This is a genomic window from Pantoea sp. DY-17 (assembly GCF_019795975.1).
GTDB lineage: Bacteria > Pseudomonadota > Gammaproteobacteria > Enterobacterales > Enterobacteriaceae > Pantoea > Pantoea leporis.
Map to the genome: position 1 here is coordinate 548659 of NZ_JAIMIG010000002.1, position 18236 is coordinate 566894.

Consider the following 18236-nt stretch of genomic DNA (forward strand, 5'->3'; position numbering starts at 1 on the left):
CTTTTTACCTTTGGCAGTGTAGCGGCTTAAGTGCGTATCGGCAGGGAAAAATTTGCTACACTCGCAGCTTAATCTTCAGGAGAGATTCATGACTGCGCGCTCCGTAACCCTCGATGATGTTGCTCATCTGGCTGGGGTTTCTTATCAAACCGTTTCCCGCGTTCTCAACCATTCCGAACAGGTTTCGCCACGCACCCGCGCCAAAGTAGAAGCCGCGATGCAGCAGCTCAACTATGTGCCGAATCGCGTGGCGCAGCAGCTGGCGGGCAAAAACACCCGCACGCTGGGTCTCGCCACCAGCGATTTAGCCTTGATGGCGCCCGCGCAGATCGCTTCGGCGATTCAGCAACGGGCGGCGGCGCAGGGTTATCATCTGGTGATCGCCATGGCGAATCCCGATAATGCGCCGCAGGATACAGTGAATGAACTGCTGGCGCAGCGCGTGGATGCGCTGCTCATTAACCTGCCGCTCGATGCGGCGCAGGCTGCGCAGATTCAGCAACAGTGCGACAACAAGCCGGTGCTGTTTCTTGATGTGGAGCGCAGCGCTGAAGTGGCGCAGTGCCAGTATCAGAGCGAATCCGGTGCGCAGCAGGCGGTCGATCATCTGGTGGCGCTCGGCCATCGCCAGATTGGCGTGTTAAATGGACCGGAAAGTTCTGCCTCGGCGCGCGCGCGTTTCGCCGCGTGGCAACAGGCGCTGGCGGCGCATCAGCTCAAGCCATTCTGCGTGCTGAGCGGTGACTGGAGCGCGGCATCGGGTTATCAGGCGCTGCTGGCGCGGTTGCCCAACACTCTGCCGCAAGCGCTGCTGGTGGCTAACGATCAAATGGCGCTCGGCGCGATGCGCGCGCTGCATCAGCACGGCGTGAAGATCCCGGCGGAGATTTCGCTGATTGGCTACGACGATACCGCGGAAAGCGCGTGGTATCAGCCGCCATTAACCACCGTGCGTCAGGATTTGCAGCAGTTGGGCGCGGTAAGCGTTGATCGCTTGCTGGCGCAGCTGGAAGGCGACGATGTGGCAGAGAAGACGCTGGAAACCGAGTTAGTGTTGCGGGAAACCACCGCGACGCCGCAGCAAGATGAGGTGGATGTGGCGGAGATTGCGCAGCAGTTGCAGGTGTTGGCGCGCAAGTTAAAGCGCACCTCATAAATAGGTTTAGGTGCGCAAATTTGCGCACCTGGTCGTAATTACCCGAGTGCGAGTTTTACGGCATCTTCTGCGTGGATCAAGGTGGTATCGAACAGCGGCACGCTGGCATCTTCCGCTTTTACCAGTAAGGTGATTTCGGTGCAGCCGAGAATAATCGCTTCTGCGCCCTGCTCCACCAGCTCAGCAATAATCTTGCGGTATTGCGCACGAGATTCATCGCGGATCACGCCAAGACAGAGTTCCTGATAAATGATGTCGTGCACCACTTTACGACCGGCTGCATCGGGAACCAAAACGTCGATCTCCGACTGATTAAGTCGGCCTTTGTAGAATTCCTGTTCCATGGTGAACGCCGTTGCTAGCAAGCCGACTTTTTTTACGCCCGCCTGACGAATGCGTTGTGCGGTGGCATCGGCGATATGCAGCAGCGGAATGCGGACCGCATCAGTGATCTGCTGCGCGACTTTGTGCATGGTATTGGTACAGAGCACAATAAAATCCGCGCCGCCCTTTTCCAGACTGAGCGCCGCTTCTGCCAGGATCTCGCCCGCTTTTTGCCACTCGCCAGCGGCCTGTAGCTTTTCAATTTCGTGGAAATCGACGCTGTACATCAGGCTGCGCGCGGAGTGCAAACCGCCCAGCTGCTGCTTCACCTGCTCATTGATAATACGGTAATAGAGCGCGGTGGATTCCCAGCTCATTCCGCCAATCAAACCGATCATTTTCATCTGCTTAACTCCGTTTTAAACATGCTGCTCAGCACTGTAATGGTTTTCCGGCCAGCGCGCTGCAGGAAACAACGATAAGCGAATATTGAACAGGTGGAACATTGGCGCAAACAGCGTGTTCTCCTGCAACGCTGCCGCTTCCAGCCGCAGCAACAACGTATTCAATTCCGCTAACAATTCCGGCTGCGGCGTGGTTTGCAGCGATTTTAACCGACGCTTAAGAAACTGGCTCAGCTCATGGAACATCGCCGCGCTTTCGATGTGATGCGCCAGCAGCAGTTCACGATGACGCGTGTAATAGTCGTAGCAGTTTGCGCCCAGCCAGGCTTCGGCAATCAGATTGCCGCCGGAGACCAACTCTGGCACCGGATCGACACGCTTACGCGGCAGAATAATGTTGACCTTATCCAGCGTGCGCGAAACAAACTGCTGACGCGCGGTCAGCGTGACGCTGTTGAGCCGCACCGTGGCGATAAACTGCAGCAGCTCGCGGATACCTTTGCGCACCGCGCGTTTGGCGGTCCACGACGGGCGCTTGTTGCGGATCAGCGCCGTGATCACCACCGCGAAGGTAATGCCCACCAGCGTCGAAAGAATAGCGTTCACTATAAGCTGTAGATCGGGCTTGAAGTTGTGGCTCATGCCAATCAGCCCGGGAATCTGCGTGGCGACAATCAGACCAATCAGGTTGGTTGACGGATTGGCGATAACCAATCCCAGCGCCAACAAGCCCGGCGCAAGGCAAATCACCAGCGCTTCGAAGGTCACCGCCTGCGGAATCAGCAAGGTGATATACAGCAGGCTGATCACCACAGAAATCAGCACCCCTTTCAGGAACAGCTTCATCGGCGCAATCGGGCTGTCCATGCCGGCAAAGAAGGAGCACAGCACCGCCGCCATCATTGGTGCGGTGGCACCATCCACCCAGCCGCTGCCGATCCAAAATACGCAGGTAACGAAGGTGGCAATAAACGCGGTAAACGACGACAACAGCAACAAACCCTTATCGACGTGTTTGTGCGCGCGCGCCATTTTTCCGGCTTTAACCGCGGGCGTCCATTCACTGACGCGTTCGCTCACGCTTTGATAGGCATCAACGATGCGCACAAAGTTGAGTAGGCGCTCCAGCAATCCGCTCAGCAAAATGCTCTCTTCGCTGTTGAGCCTGCCCTGTTGCCACGCCCGTTTCAGCTGATCTTGCGCGTGGCTGAGCTGGTCGCGCACCGGCAGCTGATCTTCACCATTTAGCCATAGCAAAAATTGCTGAAACACCTCGGCGATAAAGTCGGGAAAACGGATTTGCTGCTGCGCCAGCAAATTGAGGCGCGATTCGATTGCCGTCAGCGTGGGGATGAAATAGGAGAGATGCTGATACTGCACGCTGACTAAGCGCACCAGACGCCGCGCGGCATCGCCTTCATACACGCAGTGCGTGATGAGCGTTTCGACGTTAAGCGGATAGTTGGCCATCTGAATCAGGATATCTTCGCGCTCCACCGACTTCTCAGCGGGCATCGCCGTGACCAGTTCGCTGCACAGCTTGCGCGCGTTCTGATACCACAGGTTCACGCTCTGCTCTAACAGATTGCGCATCGAGACCGGCCACAGCAGGCGATGCACCAGGCTGCTGCAGACGATGGCGACGGTGATCTCTTCAACACGCGAGATCACCGTGTAGGTGATGGCCGATGGCGACACCACATCGGGAAAACCCATGATCGCCGCGCTGTAGCCCGCCAGCATAAACACATAGCTCTTTGGCGTGCGGTCGTGCAGCGAAAAATAGAGGCAAACCGCCACCCAAAGCGAGATGCACAGGCTGAACAGCAGCGGATCCTGCACCGTGGCGGGGTAGATCAGTAGCGTAAACAAGCCGCCCAGCAGGGTGCCGAAGAAACGGAAAACCGATTTTGATACCGTCGATCCCGAATAGAGCTGCGAGGCAACGTACACTGTAGTCAGTGACCAGGCCGGTTTATCGAGATTGAGTTCCAGAGCAATGTAAAAAGCCAGAAAGGCAGCAAGACAGGTTTTGGCAGAAAACAGCATTGCGCTTCGTGAAAACCACTTCATAGAACGGATAAAACCTTATGCAGGCAGCGGAATGGCTTATCCTGACAGAAGCTTTTGGCAATGGCATTTTGATTTGTTATACAAATTATTACCGTGCTAATTATATGGGCATCTATGGAAATGGCGGACGCGTTTGCTGATTACAGTGAATGATCCAGATCACATAGATAATAGTTATAAGCGATCGAAATTAGTTATTTATTGGTTATATAAGGGCTTTGCTAAGGTGGCAAAAAAACCACGTGAGAATCATCATGAAAGCAAAACTTCCTGTCCTGAGCGCTTTAGCTCTCAGCGTTGGCCTGCTCTCCACGCACGCTTTTGCCGCTAACCCAGAAACCGTCACCATCGGCTATCAAAAAGCCAACATCTTTGCCCTGCTGAAATATCGCGGCACGCTGGATGAAACCTTTAAGAAGGAAGGTATCGCTATCCGCTGGGTGGAGTTCCCGGCAGGGCCGCAGATGCTGGAAGGCTTAAACGTTGGCAGCATTGATTTGGCGGCAACCGGCGATGCGCCACCGGCCTTCGCCCAGGCAGCGAAAGCCGATTTGATCTATCTCGGTCATTCACCGGCTAACCCAAAAACCGAAGCCATCGTGGTGCCAAAAGATTCTGCCATTAAGAGCGTGGCGGATTTGAAAGGTAAACGTGTCGGTCTGAACAAAGGCTCTGACGTTAACTATCTGCTGGTGAAAGCGCTGGAAGATGCGGGGCTTAACTACAAAGACGTGACACCGGTGTATCTGCCGCCCGCCGATGCACGCGCGGCTTTCCAGAAAGGCGCGATTGATGCATGGGTGATTTGGGATCCGTACCTTGCCGAAGTGGAAGCCAATGCCGGTGCGCGTGAAATCCGCAATGCGGAAGGATTAGTGCCACATTACACCTTCTATCTCGCCAGCCGTCCGTTCGCGGAAGGTCATCCTGATACTGCGAAACAGGTTGTCGATGAGTTGAGCAAACTCAGCGATTGGGCCAACAAGAACCCGGATGACGCGGCAGCGATTCTGTCGAAATCAACCGGCCTGGATAAAGCCATCTGGCAAACCACCATTAAACGCCTGCCTTACGGCGCGTCACGCATGTCGCCGCAGGTGTTTGATGAGCAGCAGGCGTTAGCGGATACCTTTACGCGCGTGGGACTGTTGCCGGTGAAAGTGGATGTGCGCAGCGCGACCTGGTCGCTGGATAAGAAGTAAAAATAAATAAATCCGGGCCTGACTATTGGCCCGGATTTATCTTTTATTCGTAATGGTAGTCATTATTCAAACGCTTTTTTGCCTCGTGCAATAGGTTCAAACTTTGACGGTACGATGAGTACCAACCGCGTGTGTTAAAGCTGTGCGAGCGTTTTCAGGGTTTCAGGATTCTGCTGAACCATGCGTATAAGCAAAACAGCTTGGGCGTTAGGCCTGGACCTGCCTTGCTCCCAGTTTTGATAGGTGGTTTCACCTGTGTGAAGGTAGTGCGCAAAAACGGCCTGAGAAAGGTTAAGTTTTTCGCGTACATCACGCAGCTCCTGTGGCGCGATGGTGACGGGCGCGCGCTTGCTGACCTTGTAGGTCTTGAGCGTGATTTTTCCGTCCTTATGATCTTTCAGCTCCTGCATTCCCGTCATCAGCTCACTGAAAATATCGCGTTCAGTCATGTCTCAGCCCCTTTTTAATCACGTTCAGCGCCGAACCCAAGGCGTCGCGCTGCTGTTTGGTCAGATCGTCGCGTTGATCCTTATCGTAAATGGTAAACAGGATGAACTGGCCTTTTTCGTTCGTCCAGTAATAGATAACCCTAATGCCGCCTCTTGTGCCCTTGTTTCGACGCTCATCCCTGAACCGGACTTTACGCAGGCCGCCCGTATCTGGGATCACGTCGCCCTTTTCAGGGTCGGCCATCAACATATTCTGGAAAAGCCTAAACTGATCATCGCTCAGGTATTCCACCCGGTACTTCTGAAAGCTGGACAGCTCAATAAATGTCGCGTGCATGTTTGTACCTGTCCCCAACCAAGAGATACAATATCCCCAAGTTGGGGATAGATCAACGAATATCCGCGTTGAATCTCGGATCATTTAAACAGTTAGTTTTTTCAGAATGTGTAGAGAATCATCTCACTAATGAAGGTTTGTATGCCGTGGGGACAGGTGCTATGTGAACCAAAAATACCCGTTTGAAAGCTAGCTGATTGCATTCTGTTGCTCCCTGTTACTGATATCCATTCAAAAAAAACAGGGCCAATCGTAATTAATAAATCAGCGATCACGAATATAAATTTTGGCTTAATATTGAACAGTTTTGAATTTTGGATTGTGGTTCACATAGTGATGTAACGTGATTATTTAATGGGTTCGTAAGTTATGGTCGCCATTCATGAACTGCACCCCAAATGTTGGACCATAATCTAACACTGATTGGAGTGACCCTACGATTCGAGCATTTGTAGGGTGCGCATTTACGCGCACCGGGTTTTATCAGCCCTCTCAGCTGCCAATCTGCCACACACTGGTGGGTGCGGTGCCATTCACTTTCCAGTCGCCGATATCACGCGCTTTGTACACCACCGGATTATGTGACGACAGGGTGCGCGCGTTGCGCCAGTGACGATCCAGCGCTTTGCTGACGCGCGTATCTGATGCGCCCAGTGCGTTAAACAGCTCGGTGGCGGCGCGTGTCACCAGCTCGCTGGCAATCACCTGCGCCTGCCCCGCTTCAGCTTCGGCCAGCACATTTGCTGCGGCAATTTGCGCTTCATCGCTGCTGAAGTGGGCAACATATGCTGATTGCAGTGAATGTGTCGCGCGGATCACCGTGGCTTCCACCGCAAACGCCAGGCTGGTAATTTCACCGATCACCTGCAGAATCTGCGCATCCTGACGCACAGCGCCGCCGTTGCCATGGCTGTAAACCCGATTTCGCGCCGCCACCGCCTGCGCACCATCGCGCGCCACCGCACGGCCAATTCCCGCCAGCGTTGACAGCAAGACATGCTGATAGAAGGCGGTTTGATAACGGAAGCGGGTGGCGAAATCGTAGACGTGTCCCTGCTCGACATGGGCGTTAGCGAAACGCGTGGTGCCGCTGCCGGTTAAGCGCTGGCCAAAGCCGTCCCAGTCGTCCTCACGCGTCACCCCGGGTTGGTGAGTGTTCACCAGAGCGATAACGTCGCCCTGATTGTCATTGCGGCGCGCATAGACATCAATCCAGTCGGCGAACAGCGTGCCGGTGCTGTAAAACTTCTCGCCGCTCAGCGTCCAGCCGCTTTCGCCTGGCGTGACGCGCGTGATGACATCGCCGAGTTTTACCGTGCCAATTTCCGTCCAGCCGCTGCCCACCAGCTCGCCATCAATAAAACGGCCAAACCAGCGATCGCGTTCCGCGCTATCCGGCTGATTCAATCGATCTTCGACAAAAGCGAAATGCGCGCGCAGCGCCTGCGGCAGATTCGAGTCGGCTTCTGCCAGCTCGGTTAACAGCTGGAACAGCTGCGGCAGCGATGCGCCCCAACCGCCCTTCTCTTGCGGAATGCGCACCGTGCCGAATCCCGCCTCTTTAAGCCAGCTAATCGGTTGATGCGGCAAGGTACGTTCCCGCTCGCGCGCCACCGTTCCTTCAGCGATGCGCGTGAAGATCGGCCGGAAGTGCGCCGCCAGCGCCTCATAATCGGTGCCTGTTGCCAGTAAACTCATGGTGACTCCTGATGTGAAAGATCGTCGATGTCATGCAGCGTGGGCTCGTGGCGCACCGCCAGCAGGAAGAAGATTGGGATGATCGCTGCCAGCGAAACCACCCAAAACATGTTGGTGCCGAGCGCGGCCTGCAGAAGCGGCAGGATGAACAGCGCTAACGCGCTACCGATGCCGGAAAGCGCGCGGCTAAAGCCCACGCCGGTAGCGCGAATCGAGGTTGGATAGGAAAGCGCTGGATAGACCATCAGCTGCGCGCCCGGCCCGAAGCCCTCGGCAAACAGCCACAAGCCGAGCATCAAAACTGCAAAGACGATTCCGGCGATGGCTTGCGGATGACCAATTAACGCCAGCGCGATCAGCGCAAAGAATTGCAGGGCAAAGCCAGCGATGGCGACGTGGCGCGACGGATATTTCCACGCCAGACGCATGCCAAGCAGGCCGCCGGTAAAGGCGAACAGCGCGTTGAGTCCCAGCGATGCCGAGATGGTTTCAAACACGCCCGCGCCGAGGAACTGCGCCAGAATCGACGGCAGGAAGAAGGCAATGGCGGTGTATTCAAACGAGATACAGATGTTCATCACGCCCGCGACGATGGTGCGTTCGCGCCACGGCTTCTCAAACAGCACGCGGAAACTCACTTTCGGTGCCGCAGCAGCCGGTGGCGCTTCGTGTTCCGCTTCGTGGGCGTGAATGCCGTAGGAATCACGCAGAATGCGCACCGCGGATTTCAGATCGCCCTGATTCGCCGCCCACAGTGGCGATTCGTTCATGAATTTGCTGCGCACCGCGATGATCAGCAGCGCCGGTACCGCACCGAACAGCAGCGACGCGCGCCACAGCCAGTCAAGATGCTCTTTCGGCAGCAGGAAGTAGAGCGCGAAGATCAGCAGGAAGCACAGCGTTGAGGCGGCGTACCACATCGGGCACCAGGCTGCGAGTCGGGATGCCTTGTTGCCTTTACCAGCGAATTTGGAGAACTCCGCCAGATATGACATCGCCACCGGCAAATCGATGCCGACGCCCACGCCCATCAGGAAGCGCGCGCCAATCAGCACCCACACGTTCGGTGCTAACCCCGCCGCAATCGCTGAAACCACAAAGAACAGCATGTCGGCCATGAACACCGAATAGCGGCCATATTTATCCGTCAGCCACCCGCCCACCAGATTGCCGACGATGGTGCCAACCATAATTGAGGAAGTGACTAAGCCGGTGAGCAGCGGTGAGAGCTGAAACTCGCGCACCACATCATCGATGCCGTACGACAGCGTGGTGAGATCGTAGGCGTCGAGGAACACGCCGCCGAGCGCGAGGAACACAATCATGCGCGCGTAGTTGTCATTTTTGGTGCGAGTGTTTATCAGCCTTGCCACATCACTGACCGAACGTACCGGTTCGGAAACCGGAATGGTGTTTTCTAAAGGAAGAGAACTCATAACGCCTCACGTTGTTGTTTTGTAGTGCAGGTGAGGTTGTTATAAGCGTTTTTCTGGCTGCGCCAAAACAACAATTCTTTATATAAATTTACATTAAAATCAATTAGATAAATGGTTTTTAGCCAACACAAAAACCCGGACACGCCTGACGCGTCCGGGTGTTCAAACAGCAACACTTTATTCGGCTGAGACCGGCACCAACACGCCTTTTACCAGCGGATCGTCGGTGGTCTTCAACCACTGCTGGACGCGCGGATCGGAGAAGGCTTTTTTCAGCTTCTCGATGTTTTCCTGGTCCAGATAAGGCGTGCCAATCACCAGCTGTGAGGCGAAAGTGCGCGGCGCAGGCGGGAAGAGAATGCCTTTTTCGCGCGGCACTTTACCGGCATCAAATTGCGAGACGTAACCAATCGCCGCATCCACCGAGTTGAGCGCACGCGGCATGGTCAGCAAATCGAGCTCTTTAAACACGAAACCGTGCGGATTGCCGACAATGTTCTTCAGTTTGGCCGTGCGCGGCTCGACGTTGGGATCGAGCGTGATTAAACCCTGACGCGCCAGCAACCATAATGCCTGGCCCTGATTGGCGCCGTCATCCGGCACCACGATGGTCGCGCCCTGCGGCAGATCCGCTACCGATGTGTAGCGATCGGAGTAGATGCCAAACGCCCACTGGAACAGCGGCAGCGTTGAGGTGAGCGCAAAACCGTTGGCATCCACCACTTGCTTTAGCCACCACTGATGCTGATATACGGTGGCGGCATACTGCCCTTCCGCTACCGCGCGGTCGGCTTGCACCGGATCCTGCATGCCAACCGCCTCCAGCTTCAGGCCGTAATCGGGCGCGATGTGCTCGCCAACGTATTCAATCAGCTTCTGCTCGCCCGCCATCGCCGGTTCAAAATGCACCTTCAGCGTGGTGCCAAAGACCACCGCCTGCGCCTGTTGGCTGCGCCAGAACCAGCCGCCTGCTGCAAGTAAAACGACCACTATAATCAGTAGCAGCCACGGCCAGCGGCGGGTTTTACGCAGCTCGAAATCTTGTGTTGTCATAACGATGTCCCCTGAGGATGGCGTAATGCGGTGACCAAACGGTCGCCGAGAAATTGAATGGTTTGAATTAAGGCGATCAGCACCACGATGGTGGCGATCATGATGTGATTATCGAAGCGCTGATAACCGTACACCACCGCCAGATAGCCGATACCGCCCGCGCCGATGGTGCCGGCAATGGCGGAGTACTCAATCATTGAGATCAGGTTGAGCGTCACTGCCGCCACAATCGCCGGCAGCGCTTCGCTAAGTTGTGCCGAGCGAATAATCTGCCAGCGCGAACCGCCGCACACCAAGCCCACCGCCGTGACTTCACCGGGCAGCTCACGCAGCGCGTTGTCCACCAAACGGCCAAAGAACGGAATACCCGCGGCGATCATCGGCACAACGGCGGCAGGAATGCCGATGGTGGTGCCGGTAAGCCAGAAGGTGAACGGAATGATGGCCGCCATCAGCACCAGAAACGGCAGCGAACGGCCCATGTTGACGATCCAGCTCAACACTCTATTAATTCCGCGATGCGGAAACAGACCGCGCACCGAGGTGTTGAACAGCACCACGCCGACGATGCCGCCAAACGTGATCACGAACAGCATCACGATCGCCACCATCAATGCGGTTTCGCCCAGAGCGGGCAACATCAGCGCCGGGATGTCTGGCCACGGCGTATCCTGACTCATCACTGATACGCTCATACCGCCTCCCGCAATGACAGCACGCTGCCGGAAACGCTGGCAACTAAGCCCAGCTGTTCCAGCTGCGATAGCAAACGCGCCAGCGGCACGCGTTCCTGTTGATAGTGAATGCCCACCTTGAGGCGGCCAGCTTGCAGACCATTCACCTGCTCAACGTGCGCGCCGAGCAGATCAATACGCAGACCAAACTGCTGGCTGAGGCGCGAAATCCAGTCGCTGGCGACTGGCACATCGGTGCGATAACTCAGCTGCAACACCAGTTCGGCATCGCCCGCCTGCGCCGCCAGCGGGAACAGGCGCTGTCCCAATAGCGAATCGGGTTGCGCCAGCAGCTCTTTCACCACGCCGTACTGCACGATTTGGCCGTCGCGAATTTCCGCTACCGCATCTGCCGCCTGACGCACCGCGTCCATTTCATGGGTGATCAGCACAATCGCCAGCTTGTAGTCATCACGCAGTTTTTTCAGCAGGTCGAGCACGGTGACGGTGGCTTCGGGATCGAGCCCTGAAGTGGCTTCATCTGCCAGCAACACCGACGGGCGCAATGCCAGCGCACGCGCGATGCCAATACGCTGCCGCTGACCACCGGAAAGCTGGCCAGGATAGGCTTTGGCTTTGTGGCTGAGGCCGACGCTATCGAGCAGTTCGCCCACGCGCGCGGCGATATCGCGATCCACCACGCCAAGATAGTGCAGCGGCAATGCGATATTCTCCCACGCGGTTTTGCGTTGCAGCAGCGCGGAAGACTGGAACACGGTACCAATTGAGCGACGCGCCTGACGCAGCGCTTCGCCATCCAGACGAGAAAGATCGCTGCCGTTAACGCGGATGCTGCCGGCGCTCGGTTGCTCCAGCAGGCTGATACACTTCGCCAGCGTCGATTTACCCGCGCCGCTCGGCCCAACTACCGCGGTGATGTTGGCTTGCGGTACTTGCAGGCTGATGGATTTCAGCACCTCGGTGATGCGGCCGTCGGGCGCGCGATAGTGTTTGCTGAGCTGTTCTATTTCGATCATGAGACCTCCTGCGGCGTGGAGGATTTAACGCGATAGCCCGCGCCCGGATGCGGTGCCTGCAGCTGCGGACCGGCGGCGAATAACTTTTCGCGCAGCGTGCCCTGCGCGTACTCTTTTTTGTAGACGCCGCGCTTTTGCAGCTCCGGGATCAGCAGCTCCACCACATCTTCAAAGGTTTCATGAGTCAGTGCGTAGGCGAAATTGAAGCCATCTACGTCGGTCTCTTCAACCCAGCTTTGCAACTCATCCGCGACGGTTTCCGCGCTGCCGACAATCAGCGGACCAAAACCGCCGATGCCGACCCAATCCGCCAGTGCTTTTACCGTCCACTGACGATCGGGATCGGCGGTGGAGAAAGTTTCGACCGCCGATTGAATGGCATTGGTGTGGATATATTTCAGCACCTGATCCGGCTGATACTGGCCGAAGTCGATACCGGTCCAGCCTGATACCAGCGCCAGCGCGCCTTCGTAGCTGACCCAACTGGTGTACTCTTTCCATTTCGCCTGCGCCGCCAGATTGGTTTCGCCAACAATCACGGTTTGCAGATTGAAGATTTTGATGCTGTAAGGATCGCGCCCCGCTTCCGCCGCGCGGCGGCGAATATCGGCGACGGTTTTCTTCAGCAGCACTTTCGACGGCGCGGCAACAAATACGCATTCGGCATGTTCTGCGGCAAACTGTTTGCCACGACTCGATGCGCCCGCCTGATACAGCACTGGCGTGCGCTGCGGTGACGGTTCGCACAGGTGAATGCCCGGCACGTTGAAGAAGGTGCCCTGATGATTGATGGGATGGATTTTACGCGGGTCGCTGAAGATACGGCGTTCGCGGTCACGCAATACTGCATCCTGCTCCCAGCTGCCTTCCAGCAGCTTGTACACCACTTGCAGATACTCGTCGGCGTAATCGTAGCGGCTGTCGTGATCGGTCTGGGTTTTGTGCCCAATGTTGCGCGCCCCGCTCTCCAGATACGAGGTGACGATGTTCCAGCCGATGCGGCCTTTGGCCAGGTGATCGAGCGTGGATAAGCGGCGCGCAAACGGATAGGGATGCTCAAACGACAGCGACGCCGTAAGACCAAAGCCGAGGTGTTCGGTCACCAGCGCCATTGGCGTAATCAGCGCTAACGGATCGTTGACCGGCACCTGCGTCGCCTGGCGGATCGCCGCATCGCCGTTGCCGTTGAGTACATCGTAAACGCCGAGCACGTCGGCGATAAACAGGCCGTCAAATTTGCCGCGCTCCAGCAGGCGCGCCAAATCGACCCAATACTCCAGATCTTTATATTGCCAGGAACGGTCACGCGGATGCGCCCACAGGCCCGGCGACTGGTGTCCGACACAGTTCATATCAAATGCATTCAAGCGAATTTCACGTTGCGATGGCATAGCAATCTCCATAGCGAGGCCGTGATCGTGTTACGACTCGGCGTTCGTCAGTTAATTTTTAGGATGTTGAGAGATTAAAGCGCTGAAAGGGGACATCGCTCGGCGGGAGCGATTTGCAGTTCTTGTAAAATATGTTTCGCCACAGCGGCGGCGTGATCGGCAACCTGCGGCAAACCCATCAGTTCACCGAAGCGCGCACGCGCAGCGGGACCGACGACAAACAGGCGCGCATTGGGCTGGCCGGTAACATTGAGCGTGTGCGACTGGCTGTCGACATCAATACCAAAACCGAGCAGGTCAGCACGGATTAGCCCTTGCTGGCTGAGCGACTGCAGCAGCGGCTGGCTGGCAGTTAAGGCTTCATGGCCGGGACCGGTTGTGACAATCAGATGATCGAGGCGGTGGATTTCGCTGGCGCCCTCGCGCGTGCGTAGCGTGATTTGCAGTTGGTTGCCGACATCGGAGATTTCGCTAAGGCGCGCGGCCAGCACCTTCAAACTGCCCTGCTGACGTCGTGCGCTGATTACCGCTGACACCTGCGGCGCGATGCGATAGCGATGCACATCCCACCACGAACGCAAATGACGGACAAAACGTTGCTGCTCGCGCAGCGGCAGCGATTGCCAGATATCCTGGCCTTGCACGCGCACCTGATCGAGCACGCGCTGCCACGGCAAATCCTGTTCCGCGGCACGCGCGACTTCGGCACGAATATGTCGCAGCCACAGACGTGCGCTGGACGCTTGCTGCGGGGCTAACATCCATTCGGGCCATTCACCGCTCAGATTGTCGCGCGAGAGCTGTCCACGGCGTGAGAAGGCGATTAACGGGCCACGATGCTGTCGGGTGCCCAATGAAGCCACCACGTCCGCCATGCTCAGGCCGGTACCGATAATCGCCACCGAGGATTGAGGATCGATGGCGTCTAATACGCCGTGCTGCCACGGATTGGCAATCAGCGCCGGATGCGCCGAGAACGGTTGCAGCGCACGCGGCAACGATGGTGGCGGATGACTGATCGCTAACGCCAGTACATCACCCCGCAACGTTTCGCCGTTGCTGAGCAACAGCTGCTCGCCTTCCCAGGCCACGGCGCTGGCCTGAACATGGCGCAGCGTGACGTGCGGATACGCCTGCGCAGCTTGCGCAAACTGTTCTGCCAGATAGCGACCGAACAGGCTGCGCTGCGGATAGACCGCGCCGTCTTCACAGTGCGCTACTGAGTCCAGTGAACATTCCGGCTGTTGGCGATACCAGCGGTCAAACGCGCCCTGCTCTTCACCGCTCAACTGCATGCGCGAAGCGGGTACGTTGATGCGGTGCGCAGGCTCCTGCGTGGAATAGGCAACGCCGCCGCCGAGATTGGCGCGCGGTTCGACCACTGTAATCAGTAATCTGCTCGATGAGGTTCGTGCGAGATGAATCGCCAGCGCTGTGCCGCTAAAGCCACCGCCAACAATGATTACCCGTGCCATTGCCTTCTCCTGCATTAGCTGGCGCTCGTCTGTTTTGACGGACGCTTATCGCCGCCAATGGTTTCACCAAACGGGCCGGTGTTAATGGTGCGTTCACGCTGCTGCTGTGCGTTAGCCAGCGGTAGCAGCGGCAACAGTAATTCGGCCACGCGATGCGCTTCTTCCAGATGCGGATAACCGGACAGAATGAAGTTGGTGACACCCAGCGCCTGATATTCGCGGATACGCTCAGCCACCTGCTCCGGGCTGCCGACCAGCGCAGTGCCCGCGCCACCGCGCACCAGACCCACACCCGCCCACAGATTTGGCGAGATATAGAGGTTGTCGCGCGAGCCGTTGTGCAACGCGCTCATTCGTGCCTGACCGGCGGAATCCATACGCGCAAAGATTTTCTGCGCCTGCGCGATGGTCTCTTCATCAAGATGACCAATCAACTTATCTGCCGCCGCTTTGGCTTCTTCTTCGGTCTCGCGCACAATCACATGCAAACGAATGCCATATTCCAGCTTACGTCCGCGCTGCTCTGCACGTGCGCGCACCACTTCCAGCTTCTCAGCAACCTGCGCTGGTGGCTCGCCCCAGGTGAGATAGGTATCGATCTGTTCCGCTGCTACATCAATCGCCGCCTCCGATGAACCACCAAAGTAGAGCGGCGGACCCTTTTCCTGCACCGGCGGAAACAGCACTTCTGCGCCTTCAACGTGAATGTGCTTGCCTTCGTAATCCACTTTCTCGCCGCGCATCAGGCGGCTGTAGACGTCGAGGAACTCTTTGGTGACTTCATAACGTTCACTGTGGTTGAGAAAAATGCCGTCGCCTTTGTTCTCAATCGGATCGCCGCCGGTCACCACGTTAATCAATAAACGCCCTTCAGACAGACGATCAAGCGTGGTCGCCATGCGAGCTGCCAGCGTTGGCGGCTGCAGGCCAGGACGCACCGCAACTAAATAGCGCAGACGTTTGGTGATCGGCGCTAACGCAGAGGCCACCAGCCAGGAATCTTCACAGCTTTTGCCGGTAGGAATTAATACGCCGTAGAAGCCAAGATTGTCGGCGGCGAGCGCCACTTGCTGTAAGTAGGGTAAATCGACCGGGCGTCCGCCTTGCGTGGTGCCGAGATAGCGTCCATCACCGTGCGTCGGTAAAAACCAGAAGACATTAATTTTATCGTTCGCGGAATCGGCCATTATGCTTTTCCTATATAACTTTATTAAAAAATGATCATTTTGAACTGCTTATTTGGTTATATAGCTGTTAGCAGAAAGCGTGCCAGGTTGTTAACGGGCGCGAATCCCCGTATTTCAGGCGGTTAGCCTTGTCGCCGTCAACCAAAACAGTTGCATTTGCGACTCTGGCGCAACAGCAATTGCTGCATATGCAACTGCTTATGCTTTTTACATGGTGTTAATAGTCAGCGTGAGCATTTAGGTTAACGATATGCTCGTTACAGGACTCAATGCAATGTTAACCACCTATAATCCCACCGATTCACCGCGCTTAGTCGATCCCGCTTCTCTGGCGTTTCAATCGCTGCTGGATAAGTTCGCGCCCACAGATGCCACCGTGCTGATTGTCGGCGAAACCGGCACAGGTAAAGAAGTGGTGGCGCGCTATCTGCACCATCACAGCCAGCGACGTCACGGCCCTTTCCTCGCGGTTAACTGCGGCGCGCTGACGGAAAGCCTGGCTGAAGCCGAGTTGTTTGGCCATGAGAAAGGCGCTTTTACCGGCGCGACGCAGTCACATCCCGGCTGGTTTGAATCAGCGCAAGGCGGCACCTTGCTGCTGGATGAGATTGGCGAGCTGAGCCCTTCACTGCAGGTTAAATTGCTGCGTGTGCTGCAGGAGCGTGAGATTACGCGAGTAGGCTCGCGTAAAGCAATCAAGGTGGATGTGCGGGTTATCGCGGCTACGCATGTGGATTTGGCGCAGGCGATTCGCGAGCGACGCTTCCGCGAAGATCTGTTCTATCGCCTGAATATTGCGGTGGTGCCATTACCGCCGCTGCGTCAGCGCCGTGAAGACATTCCGCTGCTGGCACAGCACTTCCTCGCCCTCTACGCACGACGTTTAGGGCGCCCGGCACGGCGTCTTTCTGCTGATGCGCTTGAAGCGCTGCGCGAATACAGCTGGCCGGGCAATATCCGTGAACTGGAGAACACGCTACATAACGCCGTATTGCTGAGCCGCGAAGAGACGCTGACGCCCGCACAGTTGCGACTTGCTGGTTACAGTGAACATGGTTTTAGCGAGTCAAACGATTCAACGCTCGACAGTTTTCTTCAGCAGCAGCTAACCAGTCAGCCGCAACAACTGTTTGATCGCGTTATCAGCAGCCTGATTAGCAACGCGCTGTCGATGACAGATCACAATCAAACCCAGGCCGCGGCGCTATTAGGTATTAGCCGCCACACTTTACGCACGCATCTGGCGAATCAGGGAATGATTAAAGGACGGCGAAAAGCGCCGGTAACTACGTCGACATCTCATACACACGGGACGCAGGAGCGTGAGCTGCGCATTGGCTATCAGAAGTTTGGCAATCTCGGGGTGTTAAAAGCCCGTCAAAGCCTCGAACACTGTTTCGCTCAGCAAGGCATTAGCGTGTTGTGGAGTGAGTTTCCCGCCGGGCCACAGCTGCTGTATGCGCTGCAAAACAACGAAATCGATTTTGGTACCACCGGCGAAGTACCGCCAATCTTCGCTCAGGCGAGTGGCAATGCGGTGACTTATATTGCCTGGGAGCCGCCAGCGCCGAGCAGCGTTGGCATCGTGGTACCGCATGACAGCGATATTCGCACCATCAACGATCTACGCGGTAAGCGCATATCGGTTAATAAAGGCTCGAACGTTCACTGGCTACTGCTGCAGCTACTGGAGGAAGCGGGCATTGGTCTGGATGAACTCAAAGTGGTGTATACGCCGCCGAAATATCCGCTCACCGCCAGTGATTATCTTTCGGTTGATGCCTGGATGATGTGGGATCCGTTGCTCAGCGCTGCGGAAAGCAATCCCGAACTGCGGGTTTTGGTTAATGGTGAAGGGCGCGTACATAATCATCAGTTCTATCTGGCGCGGCGTGATTACGTTGAACAGCACGATGACATCCTCAGACAGCTGGTGGAGAGTTTGCAGCAAACGGGTTTGTTCATTGATAGCCATCGCCAAGAAGCGTCAATGTTATTGGCTCAGGAGCTGGGATTGGAAATCGCATCGGTAGAACGTGCTTTGACTCATCGCAGCCACAAAACGCGTGCGATGGCCTTCGAAGTGATCAAAGAGCAGCAGACCATCGCCGATCGCTTTTATGCGTTGGGGCTGATTAATAAACCGGTGCGCGTGCGCGATGCGGTCTGGCAATTTTCATCAGCTTTAACGTTAATTGAGTAAGGTGAGTCTTGAAAGTTATCCACGTTTTCTGTGGATAAATCATTGAATATCATCTGGCTAATCTCGCCTATGGATTTTTGAGGGTGGCTGAAACTAAAAGTTAATTGGCGATTTCAGCCTGAAATTTTAGCTAAAAA

15 protein-coding genes are annotated in these 18236 nt (G+C 56.2%); 3 read left to right on the forward strand and 12 right to left on the reverse strand.

Features of this window, described 5'->3' with window-relative positions; genetic code table 11:
- The first annotated feature begins 88 nt into the window (after positions 1-88).
- A complete protein-coding gene (locus K5Y33_RS12865; protein ID WP_222234168.1) occupies positions 89-1156 on the forward strand; it encodes a LacI family DNA-binding transcriptional regulator in 1068 nt (355 codons plus the stop codon).
- A gap of 38 nt (positions 1157-1194) precedes the next feature.
- Here K5Y33_RS12865 and K5Y33_RS12870 read toward each other — a convergent pair whose 3' ends face one another.
- Together K5Y33_RS12870 and K5Y33_RS12875 are read right to left on the reverse strand one after the other, a co-directional pair.
- Positions 1195-1884 (reverse strand): aspartate/glutamate racemase family protein, encoded by a 690-nt coding sequence (locus K5Y33_RS12870; protein ID WP_137387141.1) that lies wholly within the window; start codon positions 1882-1884, stop codon positions 1195-1197.
- 15 nt (positions 1885-1899) lie between these two features.
- The gene (locus K5Y33_RS12875) at positions 1900-3957 is read right to left on the reverse strand and encodes an FUSC family protein (protein WP_222234169.1); all 2058 of its coding nucleotides are present in this window, start codon (positions 3955-3957) and stop codon (positions 1900-1902) included.
- 254 nt (positions 3958-4211) lie between these two features.
- On the opposite strand from K5Y33_RS12875, the gene K5Y33_RS12880 reads away from it, so the two are divergent.
- Entirely contained in the window at positions 4212-5159 is a 948-nt protein-coding gene (locus K5Y33_RS12880; protein WP_192414676.1) for a sulfonate ABC transporter substrate-binding protein, read from the forward strand.
- Positions 5160-5293: 134 nt separating this feature from the next.
- Here the strand turns inward: K5Y33_RS12880 and K5Y33_RS12885 are convergent, their stop codons facing one another.
- The 10 genes from K5Y33_RS12885 to ssuD all read right to left on the reverse strand — a co-directional run bounded on the left by K5Y33_RS12885 (position 5294) and on the right by ssuD (position 15896).
- Positions 5294-5608 carry a DNA-binding transcriptional regulator gene (locus K5Y33_RS12885; RefSeq protein ID WP_210080109.1) on the reverse strand — a complete coding sequence of 105 codons (315 nt, stop codon included), beginning with the start codon at positions 5606-5608 and terminating at the stop codon, positions 5294-5296.
- Positions 5601-5945, reverse strand: a complete 345-nt coding sequence (locus K5Y33_RS12890; RefSeq protein ID WP_137387145.1) for a toxin — start codon at positions 5943-5945, stop codon at positions 5601-5603. The genes K5Y33_RS12885 and K5Y33_RS12890 overlap by 8 nt, the downstream gene beginning before the upstream one ends.
- Before the next feature lie 492 nt (positions 5946-6437).
- Entirely contained in the window at positions 6438-7643 is a 1206-nt protein-coding gene (locus tag K5Y33_RS12895; protein WP_222234170.1) for an acyl-CoA dehydrogenase family protein, read from the reverse strand.
- Positions 7640-9079: an MFS transporter gene (locus tag K5Y33_RS12900; RefSeq protein ID WP_192235397.1), complete on the reverse strand. Its 1440-nt coding sequence runs from the start codon at positions 9077-9079 to the stop codon at positions 7640-7642. The genes K5Y33_RS12895 and K5Y33_RS12900 overlap by 4 nt, the downstream gene beginning before the upstream one ends.
- 177 nt (positions 9080-9256) lie before the next feature.
- The gene (locus K5Y33_RS12905; protein WP_222234171.1) at positions 9257-10132 is read right to left on the reverse strand and encodes a MetQ/NlpA family ABC transporter substrate-binding protein; all 876 of its coding nucleotides are present in this window, start codon (positions 10130-10132) and stop codon (positions 9257-9259) included.
- On the reverse strand, positions 10129-10827 hold the full coding sequence (locus K5Y33_RS12910; RefSeq protein ID WP_192235399.1) for a methionine ABC transporter permease: 699 nt from the start codon (positions 10825-10827) through the stop codon (positions 10129-10131). The genes K5Y33_RS12905 and K5Y33_RS12910 overlap by 4 nt, the downstream gene beginning before the upstream one ends.
- Positions 10824-11843 (reverse strand): methionine ABC transporter ATP-binding protein, encoded by a 1020-nt coding sequence (locus K5Y33_RS12915; RefSeq protein WP_222234172.1) that lies wholly within the window; start codon positions 11841-11843, stop codon positions 10824-10826. The genes K5Y33_RS12910 and K5Y33_RS12915 overlap by 4 nt, the downstream gene beginning before the upstream one ends.
- Positions 11840-13234, reverse strand: a complete 1395-nt coding sequence (locus K5Y33_RS12920) for an LLM class flavin-dependent oxidoreductase (RefSeq protein WP_222234173.1) — start codon at positions 13232-13234, stop codon at positions 11840-11842. The genes K5Y33_RS12915 and K5Y33_RS12920 overlap by 4 nt, the downstream gene beginning before the upstream one ends.
- 74 nt (positions 13235-13308) lie before the next feature.
- Entirely contained in the window at positions 13309-14709 is a 1401-nt protein-coding gene (locus K5Y33_RS12925; RefSeq protein ID WP_370634127.1) for an FAD/NAD(P)-binding protein, read from the reverse strand.
- A 14-nt stretch (positions 14710-14723) separates the two neighbouring features.
- Positions 14724-15896: an FMNH2-dependent alkanesulfonate monooxygenase gene (ssuD, locus tag K5Y33_RS12930; RefSeq protein ID WP_101761167.1), complete on the reverse strand. Its 1173-nt coding sequence runs from the start codon at positions 15894-15896 to the stop codon at positions 14724-14726.
- A gap of 274 nt (positions 15897-16170) precedes the next feature.
- On the opposite strand from ssuD, the gene K5Y33_RS12935 reads away from it, so the two are divergent.
- A complete protein-coding gene (locus K5Y33_RS12935; RefSeq protein ID WP_222234175.1) occupies positions 16171-18099 on the forward strand; it encodes a sigma-54-dependent Fis family transcriptional regulator in 1929 nt (642 codons plus the stop codon).
- The last annotated feature ends 137 nt before the right edge of the window (positions 18100-18236 follow it).